The organism is Chitinophaga japonensis, assembly GCF_007830125.1.
In the GTDB taxonomy this organism is placed as follows: domain Bacteria; phylum Bacteroidota; class Bacteroidia; order Chitinophagales; family Chitinophagaceae; genus Chitinophaga; species Chitinophaga japonensis.
In genome coordinates this window covers 656,634-673,834 of sequence record NZ_VLLG01000003.1, presented here as the reverse complement: position 1 = coordinate 673,834, position 17,201 = coordinate 656,634, and the positions used below count along the sequence as shown (strand labels likewise).

8 protein-coding genes are annotated in these 17,201 nt (G+C 56.8%); 2 read left to right on the top strand and 6 right to left on the bottom strand.

Annotated features, from left to right (window positions below):
• The 6 genes from LX66_RS11770 to LX66_RS11745 form a co-directional block, all read right to left on the bottom strand.
• On the bottom strand, positions 1-744 hold the full coding sequence (locus tag LX66_RS11770) for a 3-keto-disaccharide hydrolase (protein WP_145713415.1): 744 nt from the start codon (positions 742-744) through the stop codon (positions 1-3).
• A 10-nt stretch (positions 745-754) separates the two neighbouring features.
• Positions 755-4,588 carry a glycosyl hydrolase family 95 catalytic domain-containing protein gene (locus LX66_RS28470; protein ID WP_145713412.1) on the bottom strand — a complete coding sequence of 1,278 codons (3,834 nt, stop codon included), beginning with the start codon at positions 4,586-4,588 and terminating at the stop codon, positions 755-757.
• 64 nt (positions 4,589-4,652) lie between these two features.
• Positions 4,653-6,596, bottom strand: a complete 1,944-nt coding sequence (locus tag LX66_RS11760; RefSeq protein WP_211366186.1) for a plastocyanin/azurin family copper-binding protein — start codon at positions 6,594-6,596, stop codon at positions 4,653-4,655.
• A gap of 50 nt (positions 6,597-6,646) precedes the next feature.
• Positions 6,647-8,428 carry a family 16 glycoside hydrolase gene (locus LX66_RS11755; protein ID WP_158642612.1) on the bottom strand — a complete coding sequence of 594 codons (1,782 nt, stop codon included), beginning with the start codon at positions 8,426-8,428 and terminating at the stop codon, positions 6,647-6,649.
• Between the two features lie 113 nt (positions 8,429-8,541).
• Complete coding sequence (locus tag LX66_RS11750) at positions 8,542-10,533, bottom strand: acetylxylan esterase (RefSeq protein ID WP_158642611.1); 1,992 nt, start codon at positions 10,531-10,533, stop codon at positions 8,542-8,544.
• 59 nt (positions 10,534-10,592) lie between these two features.
• Positions 10,593-11,588 (bottom strand): pectinesterase family protein, encoded by a 996-nt coding sequence (locus LX66_RS11745; RefSeq protein WP_145713402.1) that lies wholly within the window; start codon positions 11,586-11,588, stop codon positions 10,593-10,595.
• Between the two features lie 267 nt (positions 11,589-11,855).
• On the opposite strand from LX66_RS11745, the gene LX66_RS11740 reads away from it, so the two are divergent.
• Together LX66_RS11740 and LX66_RS11735 are read left to right on the top strand one after the other, a co-directional pair.
• Positions 11,856-14,849 carry a glycosyl hydrolase gene (locus LX66_RS11740; protein WP_145713400.1) on the top strand — a complete coding sequence of 998 codons (2,994 nt, stop codon included), beginning with the start codon at positions 11,856-11,858 and terminating at the stop codon, positions 14,847-14,849.
• Positions 14,850-14,864: 15 nt separating this feature from the next.
• Entirely contained in the window at positions 14,865-17,201 is a 2,337-nt protein-coding gene (locus LX66_RS11735) for a DUF5703 domain-containing protein (RefSeq protein ID WP_244620377.1), read from the top strand.

Sequence of the window (17,201 nt, the reverse complement as noted above, 5' to 3'; positions counted from 1 at the left end):
TCATAATTCCCGGGCCCAGATGTTGCGAAAGCTTACCCGGCTGTTGTGCTCCTGCAGCACCAGCGGCAGCTTGTCTGCATGGTATTGATATTCGGGGTAACCGGCATACACCATGGGGCCCTTGATGGGCACATGGTTTTGTATCAGCACGCCGTTATGGAAAACGGTAATATAGGCCGGTGTTTTCAGGGAGCGGTCCGGGTTGAACACCGGGGCTTCAAACACCACGTCATAAGTTTGCCAGGTCTTTGGCGGCAGGCAGGCATTCACCAGCGGCGCATATTGCTTGTAGATACTGCCGGCCTGCCCGTTGTAATAGATACGCCGGGCATACTGGTAGCTTTCATATATCTGCAGCTCGTACAGGCCCATGAACAGCACGCCGCTGTTGCCCATACTGTTGCCATGATCTTCCTGCGGATCAGGAGTTTTCCATTCAATGTGCAGTTGCATGCTGCCAAAAGCCTGTTTGGTGCGGATGTCCTTTGCTTTAGGCACTACCGTCAGCCGGCGGCCCTTTACCTTCCAGGTAACCGCGCTGCTGTCCGGGTGCTCCCATTTAGCAAGGTCTTTTTTCCCTGTAAACAATATAATGGCGTCTGAAGGCGGCTGGCCTTTTTTACCGGGCGTAACCAGCGGCGGCTTGTAAGACCAGTCTTCAGTAGCTGATGGTTTTATTTCCTGCGCCATAGCCGGGGCAGCCAGCAGCAGGAGCAGGATAAAAAAGCAATTGGCTGACTTCATTTATAATCGTTTAGCGTACAACGTGAGGCTGCAGGTGCAACTTCCCGTTCACGGCGTTTACCTGGTAGGTTTTCCCTTTTTGCGCGATGAACCGCAACTTCTCCTGCCCGTAGCGCAGCTCACAATTGCCGCCGGTAGCAGACCTGACAGTTACCTGCTGCAGCTTACCCTCCTGCCAATCCAGGTCCAGCACAAAGCCGCCCCGGGCGCAGATGCCTTTTACCTCGCCGGTAGCCCAGGCGTCCGGCAGGGCGGGCAGCAGGTCAATGTATCCCATATGACTCTGCAGCAGCGCTTCCGCAATACCGGAGGCGCCGCCAAAATTGCCGTCTATCTGGAAAGGCGGGTGTGCGTCAAACAGGTTGGTGTAGGAACCGCCGTGCACCTTGCCGGAAGGTTCTTCCGCGGGCGCCAGCAGTTTGTTGATCATGAGCAGGGCATGATTGCCATCTTTGAAACGGGCCCACAGGTTGATCTTCCAGGCCAGGCTCCAGCCGGTGCCGCCATCGCCCCTGTACAGCAGCGACTGGCGCGCGGCTTTCATCAGGTCCGGCGACTGGTCCCAGGTAATATCCGAGCCGGGGAATACGCCCCATAAATGGGACACATGCCGGTGGCGGTTGTTGGGATCGTCCACATCCTGCATCCATTCCTGCAGTTGCCCGTGCCTGCCAACCTGGTTCGGCGCTATCTGCGGATACATTTCTTGCAGGGTTTTGCGGAAGGAGGCATCTGTTTTCAGTATTTCAGATGCGGCAATGCAGTTTTTGAACAGGTCGCGGATCAGTTGGTGATCCATGGTAGGGCCGGCCACCAGTCCGCCCTGCTCCGGCGAGTTGGACGGTGTGCTGATCAGCCAGCCGGTAGCCGGATCTTTTACCAGGAAATCCACGAAGAAGCGGGCGGCCGCTTTCATCACGGGATAGGCGTTTTGTTTCAGGAATGCTTTATCCTTTGTATAGAGGTAATGCTCCCACAGGTGATGGCACAGCCAGGCGCCGCCGGTCACCCATATGCCGTGGTTGGATGCGTTGATAGGCGCGGCGCCCCGCCACAGGTCCGTATTGTGGTGCAGCACCCAGCCATCTGCCCCATAGTGCTCCTTTGCCACGGCCCGCCCCGCTTCCGACACTTCCTTTGTAAGCATGAACAGGGGCTGCGCACAATCAGCGAGATGCAATACCTCTGCCGGCCAGTAATTCATTTCCAGGTTAATATTGGTGGTATACTTGCTGCCCCAGGGCGGCGTCAACTGGTCGTTCCAGATGCCCTGGAGGTTCAGGGGCTGGGAGCCGGGCCGGGAGCCGGATATCATCAGGTAGCGGGCGTACTGCACGTACAGGGCGGCCAGCGCGGGATCAGTAGCAGCCGTAAATTGCCGGATGCGCTGATCTGTTGGCAACTGCGTTTGCCCCTTACCGAGGTCAATAGAGAAGGTATTGAAAAACTGCTGATAGTCACGGATGTGCGCGGCACGGATATGGTGGTATGACGGCGCGGCCAGTGCACGCATTACCTGTGCACACTGCTCCGCGGGCTTACCGGAAACATCTTTATAATTTTTGTAGCTGGTAGCTGCGGTGAGGTACAGCGTAGCTTCGTTGGCGTTAGTAACGGTAATGCTGCTGTCTGACAGCGTCACCTGCCCGCCTTGCGCGCTTACCTTCAGCCAGCTTTCCCCCTGCAGCACGCCATCGCGCACTTTCAGGGAAAGCGCTAGCGTGCTGTCGTTTATTTTTCGGAACGCATATACCGGTTGTGGTGTTTTCAGGGAAGCGGTAAAGCTGATGCTGCCCGGCTTGTCAGCCCCAAGGTGCACCACGATGGCGTGTTGCGGTGTGGAGGCCAGGTATTCCCGGGTGTACCGTACGCCACCGGCGGTATAGGTAGTGCGTGCAATGGCGGTGTTGAGGTCCAGCTCCCGCCGGTAGTCCGTAACCGTTGCTGCAGTGTCCCTGAAATGCAGCCACAGGTCCCCGAAAGGCTGGTAGTCTGCTTCGTAGTGGGAAGCGGGGGGCGGGCTTTTCAGGCCCATGAAGTGCTCTTCCGCCAGTTGCTCCGCTTCGTCCTGTTTGCCGGCGGCCAACAGGTCGCGTATCTGCTGCAGGTATTGCACGGCGCCGGGGTGCGCATGCTCCCGGGGACCATCGGTCCACAGGGTGGATTCGTTGAACTGTAAATGCTCCGCGTTCACGCCGGCAAATATCATGGCGCCCAGGCGCCCGTTGCCAATGGGCAGCGCGCTGGTCCATTTATCCGCAGGGCGGTCATACCACAGCGTAAGCGCCTGTTTTTTGGCCGGCAATGGCGCTATGATGTGACCCAATGCAGGGGCACTGTATATTTCCGTGCCGTCCGCAAACACGCGGAAGCCCTTTCCCTTGTTGTATTTATTCCCGGTACGGTCCCAGAGAATGGTGAGCAGGCGGCCGTGGTACGGCACCTGGTCCAGGCAGAACCAGTCCCAGGTTCCGGGCGGCAGCAGGGGGTATATTTCCACCTGGTCGTCCTCCCGGGGCTTCAGCCCCACCAGGTCATTGATCACGAGGTCGCAAAAACCGGAGTGGTTGTAAAAGCGGCTGCGCGGGTTGTCTCCTTTCAGCCAGTAGCCGGTCTTTTCATCCTGGTACTCGCCAATGTAAGGCGCGCCGTTCTTCTGATGGGCGCGCGCATAGGTGTGCAGCACCTGCAGGTATACCTGGGGCGTTATGCCGTCATGATGGCGATAATCCGTCAACAGATTGGCCAGTCCTTTCAATGTCTGCGTGGTGGCAAAAGGCCAGATAGCGCCATCCCATTCACAGCCACCGGTGCCGCGGGAACGAAAATCCGGGTGGCGCTGCTCCGCTGTGGTCAGCCCCCAGGGCGCTTTAAAGCCGGCAGGATCGGTAAGCTGCTGCCAGGCTTTGGCATAAGCGGCCTTGTCATCCGGCAGGTTAAAGTACCAGGGAATGAAACCGATCTCCTCGCGGGCATTGGACAGCGGGCCTTTTGCCAGCCTTACCTTGAAGAAAACGGCCGTATCGTCCCAGAGCGTTTGTTGTACGAGGCTTTTCAACTGCGCCGCCAGTTGCGCATAGCGCTGCTGCAGGCTATCGCGGCCGGCCAGCGCCGCCAGTGCCGCCAGGGCTTTGGCATTACCGTACATATAGCTGTTGATGGTAGGACGGATATTCTTATCCCGGCGGGAACCACTGATGGATTCCTCCATGCCGTCCTTCACGTCATGCTGCCAGAACAGTCCATTGGACAGTCCCCGCTCCTGCTCCCACAAACGGTAATCCATATCCAGCGAATCCAGCAGGCTGGTCGCAAAGCTGCGGTCGGCCGTTACCAGGTAACGGTGATAGATCGCGTCTGCCGCCCAGCTACTGAACTGGTGAAAACGGGGGCGTTGCTGCTGCTTGTCCTTTTCCAGCCAGTAGCGGATATACTGGTTTACGTACTGCGTATCGCGCAGCCAGCGGCCTTCGTAGATGTGGTGACCCAGCGCGCAGCTCAAGGCGTTATACCTGCCGGCATGCTTTACCGGGAGGATGAATTCCGTGAATATAAAACCATCCGGCGTTTGCTTCAGGTGCTTGCGAAAGCTCCACCAGCGGTAATAGTAGGTTTGTTCCATCACACTGTCCGGGCATTCAAACAGGGGCACGTTCTGTTCCATCCAGGCGGCTGCGCGGCTGTTGGGCACATAGTTCTTTACCTCACCGGTATCCAGGCTATTGAAGAATTGCACATATTTTTCCAGCTTGCCGGTATTTATTACGGTGGCTTTATCCTGTGCACGTATAGACGATAGAACCGTACACGCAAGGAAATGGATTGTTATCAATAAATGTTTCATAAATATGAATGATTTTGAAGTAGGAAGTAGGATGTAAGACTCCCTACCTCTTACTTCCTACCTCTTATTTCTTTCTTCTTACTTTCAGGATTCCCTTCATCACGGCATAGTGCCCGGGAAAAGTGCATACGTATGTGTAATCGCCCGCTTGTTTGGGCGCAATGAAATAAATGCTTTGCGATTTGCCCGGCTCCAGCAGGCAGGTATTGAACAACACTTCCTTTGACGCCGGTACATAGGCGAGCTGCGATCCGTTCAGCCCCATTTCCATGGCGGCCTTGCCCACTTCATTGCCCTTGCCGGGATTTACGATCACGAGGTTGTGCAGCATGTCGTCGTTGTTGTTGAACACCAGCTTCACCCGGGCGCCTGCCGGCACTTCCATTACTTCCTGGTCGTACTTCAGACCGGGTTTGGTACCTATCTGCAGCTCCACATCGGGGCCTTTGTCCCAGCCCACCGGTTGTTCGGTCACGCACTTGGCAGGATCGCTGCCGCAGCCGGCTTTGTTGCTGGCCGCTGCAGCCAGGCTCCTGGGCGTTACCGCGCATGCCGGCGCAGCGCTGCCGGCAGGAATGGCGTTGAGGCTGTAATATCCTGCATTGTGCAGCAGCGGTACGCCCGCCTGTGACTGCAGCCCGGATACGTTCACCTCATGAATGTAGCCTTCGCGCAATCCATTCACGTAGATCCTTACACGCCGCCCGTCATCCGATACTTCTGTTTTTACCACCGGGCAGGACTGCTGGTTGATAATGGGGCTGCCGTACTTGCGGTGATAGCTGTACGTAAACCCGGTCACACGAAATTTATTAATATCGGCCGCCTGCTTTTTATTAACGGGCAGGGTAAATTCCAGCTCAAAGCCATTGCTCTGCGCACGGATAGCTTTCATCTCAAACGGCGTGCTGCCCCTGAACTGCACCCGCTGCAAACCGTACAATTCCGGGCCGGTGGAAGCCCAGCCGCGGCTGGTCATTCCCACGAACAGGGAATGATCGCTGCCCCATGCCATGCGCAGCACACCGGAGGAAAACCCCTCCAGGAAAGGGAAGCAGGCGCCCTGGTATTTACCGTTCACCTTTTCCAGGAAGGCGCGCATTACCTTGCTGTGTCCCTGGTCGCCTACCAGCAACTGCCCTTTAAAGGGGCCGAACGCATCATTATTGATGGCCAGGATATCCGCCGTGGAAATACCCATTAAGGTATGCGGGAACCAGACACTGGGCTCCTTAAAAGCGGAGAACTTACGCGCAAAATCATGCAGTATGCCAATAGAGTCCGGGAACTGTTCCGGTTTTAAATATACCGGCGATCCCGGTTCCCCGGACCAGCGCAAGCCGGCGGGATGCCCGGCAAAATCGCCATAGGCAATATGGGTGATCCTGCCGGAACCAATCCAGTCTCCCTGGTTCTCCGCAAAAAAGATATCGCCGTTCTCCATCAGCCCGAAACCTGCGGGAGAACGCATGCCGGTAGCAAAGGGACGCATGGTGCCGTCGGGTTTTACCTGCATCATCCAGCCCCGCCATTTGGCCAGGCTGGCGCCCCGCCCTATCCAGGAAAGATTGAGCGTAACGATCATATCGCCGTTGGGCATGAACAGTGGCCCGTAAGAATATTCATGGTAATTGCCGGACAAAGGCCAGGAGGCTACGGTCTGGAAAAGATCGGCCTTGCCGTCCTTGTCCGTATCCGTTACGCGGGTCAGCTCGGAGCGCTGCGTCGTATAGAAGGAACCGTTATGCCAGGCCAGGCCCAGCGTTTCGTGCATACCGGCGGCAAAACGGGTATACTGCGGTGTTCCTGGTTTCCGTTGATAAGGATCTTTGATCAGCCATATCTCGCCATGCCGCGTGGCCACGCCCAGTTGATCATCCGGGGTGAACGCAAGGCCCCCCACCTCCAGCACCACGCTGTCCGGTATGGGCACATTGGTGATGGAATAATACCTGCTTTCGGGTCCCTTCCTGCCTGATTGCGCTGCTGCCAGGTATGTTAATGACATTCCCCACAGCAGTAACAAAAAGCGCCTGTATTGCTTGCTTATCATATTCTTTACCAGATAATGGAATAATGAATGTTGACCGTTTTATTACCGGGCTGCAGGGGCAGCACCAGCCGGTATTCGTCCTTATTGTGCTGTATCTGCACATCCGCCGTTGTTTCGATGTAATAGCGCTTGTCGTCTATAGCATAGCTGCCGTCGGGCAGCTTTTCAATGATGCCGCCGCTGCCTAGCAGCCACCAGGCATTACCGCTCCCCGGCTCCTGGTTGGTGATGGTCACCTCCCTTACCAGCCCTTTGCCATCTTCCCGCGGATGCAGGTAATCTTCCACCGCCCATTGATGCAGGGTGTAAAAGAATACGGGCAATCCGCCGGGCAGCAGCTTATAGCCACGGTTGGTGTAGCTGCTGCTGTCTTCCCGTATGGCAGCAGGCCAGGCCGCATCTGCAGATGACAGTTCCGCAATGCAGGGCACACCGGCCAGCTCCAGCGTAGCGCCCAGGGGTTTGGCCAACTGCTTTTCACCGCGCTCGTGCCACATTTCCGCTACGTCTATAAAGCGCCCGTGCCAGGCCATCAGCGGGCTGTAGTTCACCAGCCCGTAGGCATAATTGATATTTCCCGGGATACCTACGGCAATGCTGTAGGGATTCACTTCGCCCTGGTGCTGCATAAAGCCGCGCTGCACCACCGGCATGCCTTTTACCGGGTACTCCATGGCAGGAGACGGCTCTACCGGTCTTTCGGATGCAGGCGTAGTCAATGCCGTAAATGGAATATGCGGGCCTTCATAGCGCAGTACCAGGCTTTCGTCATAATTGGCATAGCTGAGCTGGAAGAAATGCTCCCCCTGCTGCAGGGTGGTATCGCCGTAGTAAACATCCAGGAAATTGCGTGTGCCGCCATTATTGGCGACCTGGTTGCTGTCGATCATCAACCGCACCGGGCCACCGCTCTGTACGGTGAAAATATAATCGCCGGTAGCTGGTACCTGCAGCTTGCCTTCCAGCACCAGGTGCGCGCGCTTATCGCCTACGCGGTAGGTCAGTGAGTCTGTACGGCCGGTACGGACAGGCATGAGCAATTTTAAAGTATCATGGTTCTTAAATACGCCTTCGTATACACGGAATTGCATATCCGCCAGTTGTATGCGCGCATCGCCATAAGTTTTGTAGCGGATATTACGGAAGGCCACAGGCCCTTGCTGCACCAGGAATTGCAGCGGGCCCGCAGCGGGCGCCTGCCGGAGCGCGATATCCTGCGCAGCGGCTGCCAGGGCCGGTTCCAGGTGCAGCGGGCGGCCGTTCAATATCACTTCGGCAAAACCGGCGGCGGTAGCGCTGTCCTGCGGATGACCGGAACGGGCGGCTTTGAATTTCACTTCCAGGTGCTGCCAGAGGCCCGGCGCTTTGCAGGCGTTGAGCAATGGCGGCTGCCCGGCCACACTGCCGCAATCGCCGGCCACCAGGCTGTCTTTCAGCCAGCTATCCTTTAATTGCAGGGGGTATTTTCCCTGGAAAAGGATCGCGGCATTGGCGCCGGCGGAAAGCATAAAGTCCAGCTCCAGGTCCATATCCCGGTGCTTCCAGGTGGTGCCCAGCGCCGTGTTGCTTTTGGCGCCGGTAAACACCAGTATGCCTTTACCTTCCGCCGCCTCCAGGTAATGCGGCTGCTGCCGGCTGGCATATACATTGCCCGCAACGCGCCAGCCGGGATCTGCGGCCGTGAAGGCATCCAGGTTGTCCAGGCTTAATTCCTCCATAGGCAGGGCTTCCGGCCGGGAAAGCGGTTGCTCCGTAGCAGTGGAGCAGGCTGCCAAAACCAGCGCCATGGAACCGTGCAGTAAAAAAGATCTGAGAGACATTGATTGCTATCGAAAAAGATTAAAGTTTATCACAACGTTATCTATACTATAGTATACTACCTGCAAACATAGCGGCTTCATTATGGAAATGCAAACCGCTTATCAACTATCCGGACCAGGTCCGGTATATCATAGTACTGCAGTGCGCGCGGTATAACGGCGCTGTAATGGTCTTTGTCCATTACGTTCCGGATCATATCCGTGAAGGATGATACGTAGCGGTCTGCCTGCAACTGGCTGATCCGTTCATCTATTACGGCAGCATGCAGCGCTGTCAGCGCCATCATGCCGGATGCTTTCACCCGGATAGCGGCGCGTTGAAAGGCAGCATCCGACTGCAGGTAATCCAGCAGCAGCAACAGGTCTGTTACCCGCTGCCCCGGCAAGGGCCGGCCCATGTGCAGGGAGGAGACAGCGTTACGGTATTCCCGGTTGTAGAATTTCGGATGATTGAAAGCCGGCAGGTCTGCCGTTTCGCCGGTGCCGCGCAGGTCCGGCAGCAACACCGCCTGCCCTTTCCGGAGGCAGGATTGGATGAAGGCCGTGCTGTCCAGCCAGGCACGCTTCCCTTCATCGCGCAGGCATATCCATACGTCCTGCACCGCGGTGCGGCCCTCCGGCCGGATGAGCAGGAAGGGCAGCGGCGGCTCCTGCGGGCTACGCAGCAAGCACTTTTCCCAGGTATATCCCGCATACTGTATCGTATCTATATGCGCTACCTGCACGGGAGCCCGTTGCGGGTGAACACCCAGCAACTGCCGCAGTGTATCGGCAAAAGCCGTTCCCCTCGCCTGCTGCCGGAATTGCCGGCGCTTTGCTGCCAATGCATCGGCGGTTTGCAACAGGTGCTGCTGCACAGTTACTTCTCCCGGTATGCTGTTATTCACTTCACCGGTGGTGGTGCAGAAGAGCATTTCCGGGGACAAAACTTTGGCCGGTGTTTCTTTTATGCGGCGGTCATCCCCGTACAACCATCTCCGGAACCATTGCACCGCTGCTTCCCGCTTGGGTTGCGATATGCCATGCCCGTCGTCTATTGTTACCATGCTGAGGCGCCGGGGCGCCCCCAAAACAGCATAGCATTTTTTTGCTTCTTCATAAGCCAGCTCGGCGCCGGTATAGTCCACGAAATCATAGCGCCCGGCCAGCACCAGCAAAGGCTTTGGCGCCAGCATGTGCATATAGTCCGCTATCTCCAGGCCCAGCTTCCCTTCATTGGGGAGCTGTACACAGCCGTCCAGCGGGCCGGCCAGCTCAAAGGTCCTTTCGCGGGTAGTGATATAGCTGCATACCGCGGCCACCTTTATACGCGGCTCAAAGGCCATGAAGTAGGCCGCCTGCGTACCGCCCCCGGAATTGCCCAGGCAGCCGATGCGCGCCGTGTCTACTTCCTTGCGGGACAACAGGTAATCCAGCCCGCGCTCATTGTCCCACAGCTCGTACGCCGCCGCGCTGGAACCTACCAGGGCGGCGGCAGCGTTCAGCAAGGTATGCTCCGTGGTGCCACCGCGTGTTAAAGGCTTGCCGGCATTGTCTGTCAACTGGTGCCGCTCCCCCTGCGAGATGGGATCGATCATCAGCACTACAAAGCCATGGCGCGCCAGCAGGATGGCGGTTTGCTGGTAAGAGGGCGTAGCCTTTGCCGTTGGCTCATGGCCGCAGAACAGCAGCGCACCGGGAAAAGGGCCATGGCCCCGCGGCACATACAGGCTGGCCGTAACATGATGCCCGGGAAAGCTCTGGTACAATACCTTTTCAATACGGTAGCCATCCTGCTGCAGTGTGCCCGTTACCTTCGCCTCCAGGGGCACTTTTTCCGGCAGCAGGCCCAGTAACTGCCGGTAATCCCTGCGCAGCTCATCCTGGTAGGCGCGCAGGCCCTGCGGCGACTGCATGGCCTGCTGCAGCCGTTGCCTGCGGATATCATACTGCTGATGCAATTGCTGCATTAAATAGGTATTGAGCATTTCATGCCCGCTCCATTCAATCACATCCGAGGACTGGGCATGCGCCATTTGCGGACCAAGCAGCAGGACCAGCCCTGCTGCCATGGCCAACAAATAATTGTACACATAACACTTATTTTCTGAAAAAACAGGCTTCATATCTTATCCTTCATTCTTCTTATTTCCTACTTCTTATTTCCTTTTTCCAACGGAACCCAGCCATTAAAAACATGCGCCGGGGTCAGCTCCTTTGCAGCGGCCGCGCTTAGCTGGCGCGCCCATGCCACCCTTTGCGCCGTGCCGGCGCCGGGACCGGTGTTGTGGTATTCCGCATAGCGGGCTGTTTGTTCATTGGCCGGCTTGCTCCAGTTGTGCCAACCCTGCGGCAGTATGTGGCTGCCCAGCCAGCAGTCCGCAAATATAGTGGCGCCGTATGGGCGCCAGGGCCTGCCCAGGTACACCTTGCTTACGCCGGTATCTGCCGTGAGCCTGCAATGCAGGAACACGAAGCCATAGGGCTGGTACCGCGTAGTGGAAGCAGCGGTCACATAGGAATCCTTTTTACTGTGAATAGTGCAGTTGTTGAAAATAACGGTGGAAGCGCCGAATATAAAATCAGTGGTGCCTTCTATGTAACAGTCCGTGTAATACTGGCGGCTGCCTTCCCGGCCGGCATACAGGGTATCCTGGTTGCCCAGCAGGCGGCAGTTGCGAACGATACAGCGGTCGCCCTCCACGTGCAGCGCCACGGCCTGTCCTACCGGGCCGGCGGCATTCTCAATCGTAAGGTTGTCTGCCGTAAAATCATCGCCGGCTACCAGCACGGTGTAGGTGGTGAACGTCCGGTGCCTGGCATTCCCGTTCAGGTATTGGCCGGGATAGGCTTTACCAGTATAGTCCGCATTGGTGATAATAGTGCTGTCCCTGCTTTCGCCGCTGAGGGATATCATGGTCTTCCAGGAAGGAATGACCAGCTTTTCACGGTATATGCCTTTTTTAATGAATATCCTGACAGGCGCCTGTGAAAAATCGCGCACACTGTTCACTGCTGCCTGTATGGTGGTAAAATCGCCGCTGCCGTCCTGTGCCACCAGGATATCGTATGGTTGATCCCGCGCCTGTAAGGGGCGCACCTGCATGGCATATAATATCGTCAGAAAACTCAGGACCAGTATTTTCATTCGTGGATAATTTTTTGTTAGCGGTCTCATGGAACCTCGCATTAACATGTCCTTGTGTGAGAGGAATGTATCATGCGCAGTCTGGCGGTCAAACTACAGAAATATCTATGGAAAACAGCAATTTTTTACGCAAACGTTACCGGTGTTTCACGTTGCAAATGCATGAACAGACAGTGCAGGATACCCGTTTGCCCCGGATCACCGAACTTTAAAAACATTTAATTTTGTTTAATTTTCTTTTATTTTCATGATTCATTCCACGATCTTATGCCCGTCAACCGAAGAAGATTTATCCAACTGTCCACCTTATCTGCAGCCAACATCGGGCTGCTGGCGCTGGCCCGTAAAACAGGGTTTGCCAGGGATACAGCTCCCCTACATGCGGCGCAGCACTACCGCAACTTCCTGTCTCCTGCACAGCCTTACCAGCCCGGGTGTTTCTGGTGGTGGTTTAACGGGCTGGTAAGCAGGGAAGGCATTACCCGCGACCTGGAAGCATTCCGGGAAAAGGGAATGGGCGAAGTGCTGCTCATTAACACCGCGGGAGGATTGGGCGGCGCACAGATGCCGCAGGGCGCCCCATTCCTTTCTGATGAATGGCGGGCATTATACCGGCATGCCCTGCAGGAAGCTGCGCGGTTAGGCATTACCGTAGGCGTTAACTTTTCATCCGGCTGGTGCATGGGCGGCCCCTGGATCACGCCGGAGCATGCGGGGCGCTGGTTCCTGCAGTCCAAACTGGCGCTTACCGGCCCGCAGCGGTTCTCCGGCCAACTGCCGCTGCCCGGCAACCGTGATGGCTATGATCACGTGTTCAACCCGCCGGGCTTCAAATCATACATTGACCTGCCGCTGGAACAACTGGATTACCGTGATAGCGCCATTGTAGCTTTTCGTGTAGCCGATGAAGAAAGCGCCCGCCTGGATGATGCACGGAAAAAGCTGCTGCCCGCCAAAACCAACCGCAAGGACGCCAGCAATTTTATAAAATCAAAAGATGTGATGGGGCCTGTGCTGGAGCCCTGGCAGCCACAGGCAGGCGACCAGCCCATTGCGGTGGAGGACGTGATTGACCTTACAGGTAAAGTGAATGCTGATGGCTACCTGGAATGGGAAGTACCGGCCGGCCACTGGATCATCCTGCGCACGGGGCATCGCATGACCGGCTCCAAACTGATGATCGCGCAGCCGGAAGCCAACGGCCTGTCCGTAGACTGGCTGAGCAGCCAGGCGGTGGACCTGCAGTTTGCGCATCTCGGGAAATACATCATCGGGGACGCCGGTCCCCTGAAAGGCACTACCCTGCAGTACCTGGGCGATGACAGCTTCGAGGACGGCTTCCCTAACTGGACGCAGCGCATCCTGGAACATTTTGAACATTACCGCCGGTACGATCCCCGCCCCTACCTGCCAGTGCTGCATGGTTACATAGCGGGCAGCGCCGCCCTGTCAGACCGTTTCCTGCATGATTACCGCAAAACCGTGGCGGACTGCATGGCGGATGAGCATTACGGCCATTTTGCGAAACGCTGCCATGAACAGGGACTACAGGTACGCAACGAATCTGCAGGCCCCAGCCGCTCCGGCACCATGTGCATGGACGGGCTGAAGAACCTGGGCCGCAGCGACCGCCCTACCGGCGAATTCTGGCTGGGCCTGCGCCACGATGAACCGGGCGGGCTGGATGAAAAGCAATCCTATGGCATTACCCGGCTGGAAGGCGGGCAGAACAAGGTCACCAAGATGGTGGCTTCCGCAGCGCACCTGTATGGAAAGCAAACCGCTTCTGCGGAAGCCTTTACCTCTTTCCGCCACTGGCTGGATTATCCCGGCAATATGAAACAGGCCGCGGACCGCGCTTTCTGTGAAGGCATCAATCATTTCCTGATCCACTCCACTACCTGCACCCGCCCGGAAGACGGGAAACCCGGCTATGAGTACGGCGCCGGCACCCACTTCAACCCGAATGTAACCTGGTGGAGCCAGTGCGGCCCTTTCCTGGCCTACCTGGGGCGCTGCCAGTACCTGTTGCAGCAGGGGCTTTTTGTGGCGGATGTGCTGTACTACAACGGCGATGTAGCGCCCAACATCGTGGCGCCCAAACATACCGATCCCGCCCTGGGCAAAGGATACGATTATGATGTATGCAACGAGGAAATACTGCTCACCCGGCTGTCTGTAAAGAACGGGCGCATTGTGCTGCCGGATGGTATGAGCTACCGCGTGCTGGTACTGCCGGACGACAAACGTATGCCGGTTCCCGTTATACGGAAAATAAGCGAACTGGTAAAAGCAGGCGCCACCGTTATTGGCCCGCAGCCCGAACAGGACCCGGGATTGCATAACTACCCGCACTGCGATGCGGAGGTACGGCAAATTGCAGCAGCCGTATGGCGCAGCAAACGGGTGCACACTAAGCGGAGCATCCGCGAAGTACTGCAGCAGCAGGGCGTACAGCCGGACTTCGTGTATGACAGCCCGGATGCGTTCATTGATTTTATTCACCGCCGCGATGGCGATACGGATATTTATTTTGTAGCCAACCGGAACAACCGCCCGGAAAAAGTGGAGGCCGTTTTCCGGGTGAGGAACAAACAACCGGAGCTGTGGGACCCGGTGAGCGGTGAAAAAAGACTGCTGGCAGCGGGCGCGGCTGCCAATGGCGGCACTGCTGTTTCGCTGTCATTCGCACCTTTCCAGTCCATGTTCATTATTTTCTCCGGCGCTTTACAAAAGCGTACAGGCGTAAATTTTCCGGCAGTGAGTGACCTGCAGGAGATCAGCGGCAGTTGGGAACTGCGCTTTGACCCTGCATGGGGCGGCCCTGCTTCCGTTGTATTTCCCACGCTGACCGACTGGACGCAGCGGCCGGAAGCAGGCATCCGGTATTATTCCGGCGCGGCGCATTACATTAAACAGTTTGATATGGATACCATGCCCGGTGCCGACGCCACCGTATTCCTGGACCTGGGCATAGTAAAGAACATCGCCTCCGTAAAACTGAACGGGCAGGACCTGGGCATTGTATGGACAGCTCCCTGGCGGGTGAATATTACCAAAGCGGCCCGCGGGAAAAACAACCTGCTGGAAGTGGAAGTGATCAACCTCTGGCCCAACCGTTTGATCCATGACGCTACCCTGCCCGCCGGCGAACGGCTCACGCATACCAACATCGTTTTAAAGAAAGACGCCGCCTTGCTGCCATCCGGCCTGCTGGGACCTGTAAAGATCACTGTTGAAGAAACGCGCGGGAATGATTAATTTTCTCCCTCACGGATGGAAGCGATACATATGTCTTACAAAAAATTCATTTTCTTTCTATACACGGTACTGATCTGCACGCCTGCTGCATTTGCACAGCATCCGTTACTGGATGATTACAATATCACCTGGCGCACGCAGAGCCGGCATGCGGGCGAATCCATGCCCTGCGGCGGCGGCGATATCGGCCTCAATGTATGGGTAGAAAATGGCGAGCTGCTGTGCTACCTCTCGCAAAGCGGCTGGTTTGATGAAAACAACACCCTGCTGAAAGCAGGCCGGATCAGGATAAAGCTTACACCCAATCCCTTTGAGAACGGCACCAGTTTCCGGCAAACACTCCAACTGCAGGAAGGGCGCATTGATATCAGCGGCGGTAAAGGCAGGCATACCGCCAACATCCGTGTATGGGTAGACGTATTCCGCCCGGTGGTGCATGTGGAGGTCAACAGCAATACACCTGTCACCGCTACTGCGCGCTACGAGAACTGGAGAACACAGGACCGCACGCTGGCGAAAGGCGAGCTGCTGGCCTGCGCCGGCTACAAGGGCTACAAAGGAACGGTGACCGCCAGGCATGATGAAGTGGACTTTGACCATAATGCCGTGCTGTTCTATCACCGCAACCGCGACAGTGCTTCGATATTTAACCTCACCGTACGGCAACAAGGACTGGCCGGCATACAGCAACAGCTCTGGAATCCCCTGCAGGGGCTGACCTTCGGCGGCCTGATGTGGGGCGCGCGCATGGAACCCGCGGGCATTGACAGCGGGCAATACGTGAATACTCCTTATACCGCCTGGCAACTGCACAGCACAAAGCCTGCCCGGTCGCACCGCATCCATGTACTGCTGCACGCAGCACAGGCGCCGGCGTATGCAGACTGGTACAAAGGGCTGCAGCAACAAATAAAAAAAGTGAAAGTTGCGGATAAAACTGCTTCCCGGGAAACCCGGAACTGGTGGCGGCAGTACTGGCAGCGCAGCTATATCTTCATTAACAATGATACCGCTTCCACGGAATGGCAGGCCGGCAGGAACTACCAGTTGTTCCGCTATATGCTGGGCTGTAACGCCTATGGCGCCTATCCCACCAAGTTCAATGGCGGCCTGTTTACCTACGATCCTGTTTTTGTGAATGAAAAATACCCTTTCACACCGGATCACCGCAACTGGGGCGGCGGCACCTTTACCGCGCAGAACCAGCGCCTGGTATACTGGCCCATGCTGAAGAACGGCGACTTTGATATGATGAAGGCGCAGTTTGATTTCTACCTGCGTGCGTTGCACAACGCGGAAGCCAGGACCCGGTTTTACTGGAACCATGCAGGGGCCTGCTTTACGGAACAAATGGAGACCTTCGGACTGCCCGCAGCAAGCGAGTATGGCTGGAAACGGCCCGCTTATTTTGATGCCGGTGTGGAGTACAACCGCTGGCTGGAATATGAATGGGATACGGCGCTGGAATTCTGCCTGATGATACTGGACATGCAGCGCTTTACCGGGCAGGATATTTCCCGTTACCTGCCGCTGGTAGAAAGCTGCCTTACTTTCTTTGACGAACATTACCAGTACCTGGCCAGGCGCCGCGGGGCGCAGGCGCTGGACGGTAACGGCCACCTGGTGCTGTACCCCGGCTCTGCCTGCGAAACGTACAAAATGACGTACAATTCCACCACCACTATTGCCGGGCTGCACACCGTTACCAGCCGCATGCTGGCGCTGCCGGACAAATATCTTTCCGCTGCCCGACGCCAAAAGCTGCAGGCCCTGCTGCAACGCATACCGCCGCTCTCATTCCGTAACATGCAGGGGCATACTACCATTGCGCCGGCCCAATCCTGGGAGCGGATCAATAATGTAGAAACGCCGCAGCTATACCCGGTATTCCCTTACGGGATGTTCGGTATCGGAAAGGCCGGCCTGGACACGGCAGTAAATACCTGGCTGTATGATACGACGGCTGTTCAGCATCGCGGTTACGTGGGCTGGAAACAGGATAACATCTTCTGCGCCCGCCTGGGACTAACGGATACGGCTGCCCGGTATACGCTGGAAAAACTGAAGGATGCCCGGCCCCGTTTCCCGGCTTTCTGGGGCCCCGGCTTTGACTGGACACCGGATCATAACCAGGGCGGCGCGGGCATGATCGGGCTGCAGGAAATGCTGATGCAAACGGACGACCGGCATATTTATCTCTTCCCCGCCTGGCCGGCTACCTGGAATGTGCGCTTCAAACTACATGCGCCTTATAACACCACAGTGGAGGGCGTGCTGCAGGATGGGAAAGTAACCATGCTGCAGGTAACACCGGCGGAAAGAAGGAAGGATGTGCAGGTAATGCTGCAGTAG

What these genes read in the sequence shown, in the direction of transcription:
- LX66_RS11770 (WP_145713415.1), bottom strand. Translation starts at nt 744, where the DNA reads ATGAAGTCAGCCAATTGCTTTTTTATCCTGCTCCTGCTGCTGGCTGCC.
- LX66_RS28470 (WP_145713412.1), bottom strand. Translation starts at nt 4,588, where the DNA reads ATGAAACATTTATTGATAACAATCCATTTCCTTGCGTGTACGGTTCTA.
- LX66_RS11760 (WP_211366186.1), bottom strand. Translation starts at nt 6,596, where the DNA reads ATGTCATTAACATACCTGGCAGCAGCGCAATCAGGCAGGAAGGGACCC.
- LX66_RS11755 (WP_158642612.1), bottom strand. Translation starts at nt 8,428, where the DNA reads ATGGCGCTGGTTTTGGCAGCCTGCTCCACTGCTACGGAGCAACCGCTT.
- LX66_RS11745 (WP_145713402.1), bottom strand. Translation starts at nt 11,588, where the DNA reads ATGAAAATACTGGTCCTGAGTTTTCTGACGATATTATATGCCATGCAG.
- LX66_RS11740 (WP_145713400.1), top strand. Translation starts at nt 11,856, where the DNA reads ATGCCCGTCAACCGAAGAAGATTTATCCAACTGTCCACCTTATCTGCA.
- LX66_RS11735 (WP_244620377.1), top strand. Translation starts at nt 14,865, where the DNA reads ATGGAAGCGATACATATGTCTTACAAAAAATTCATTTTCTTTCTATAC.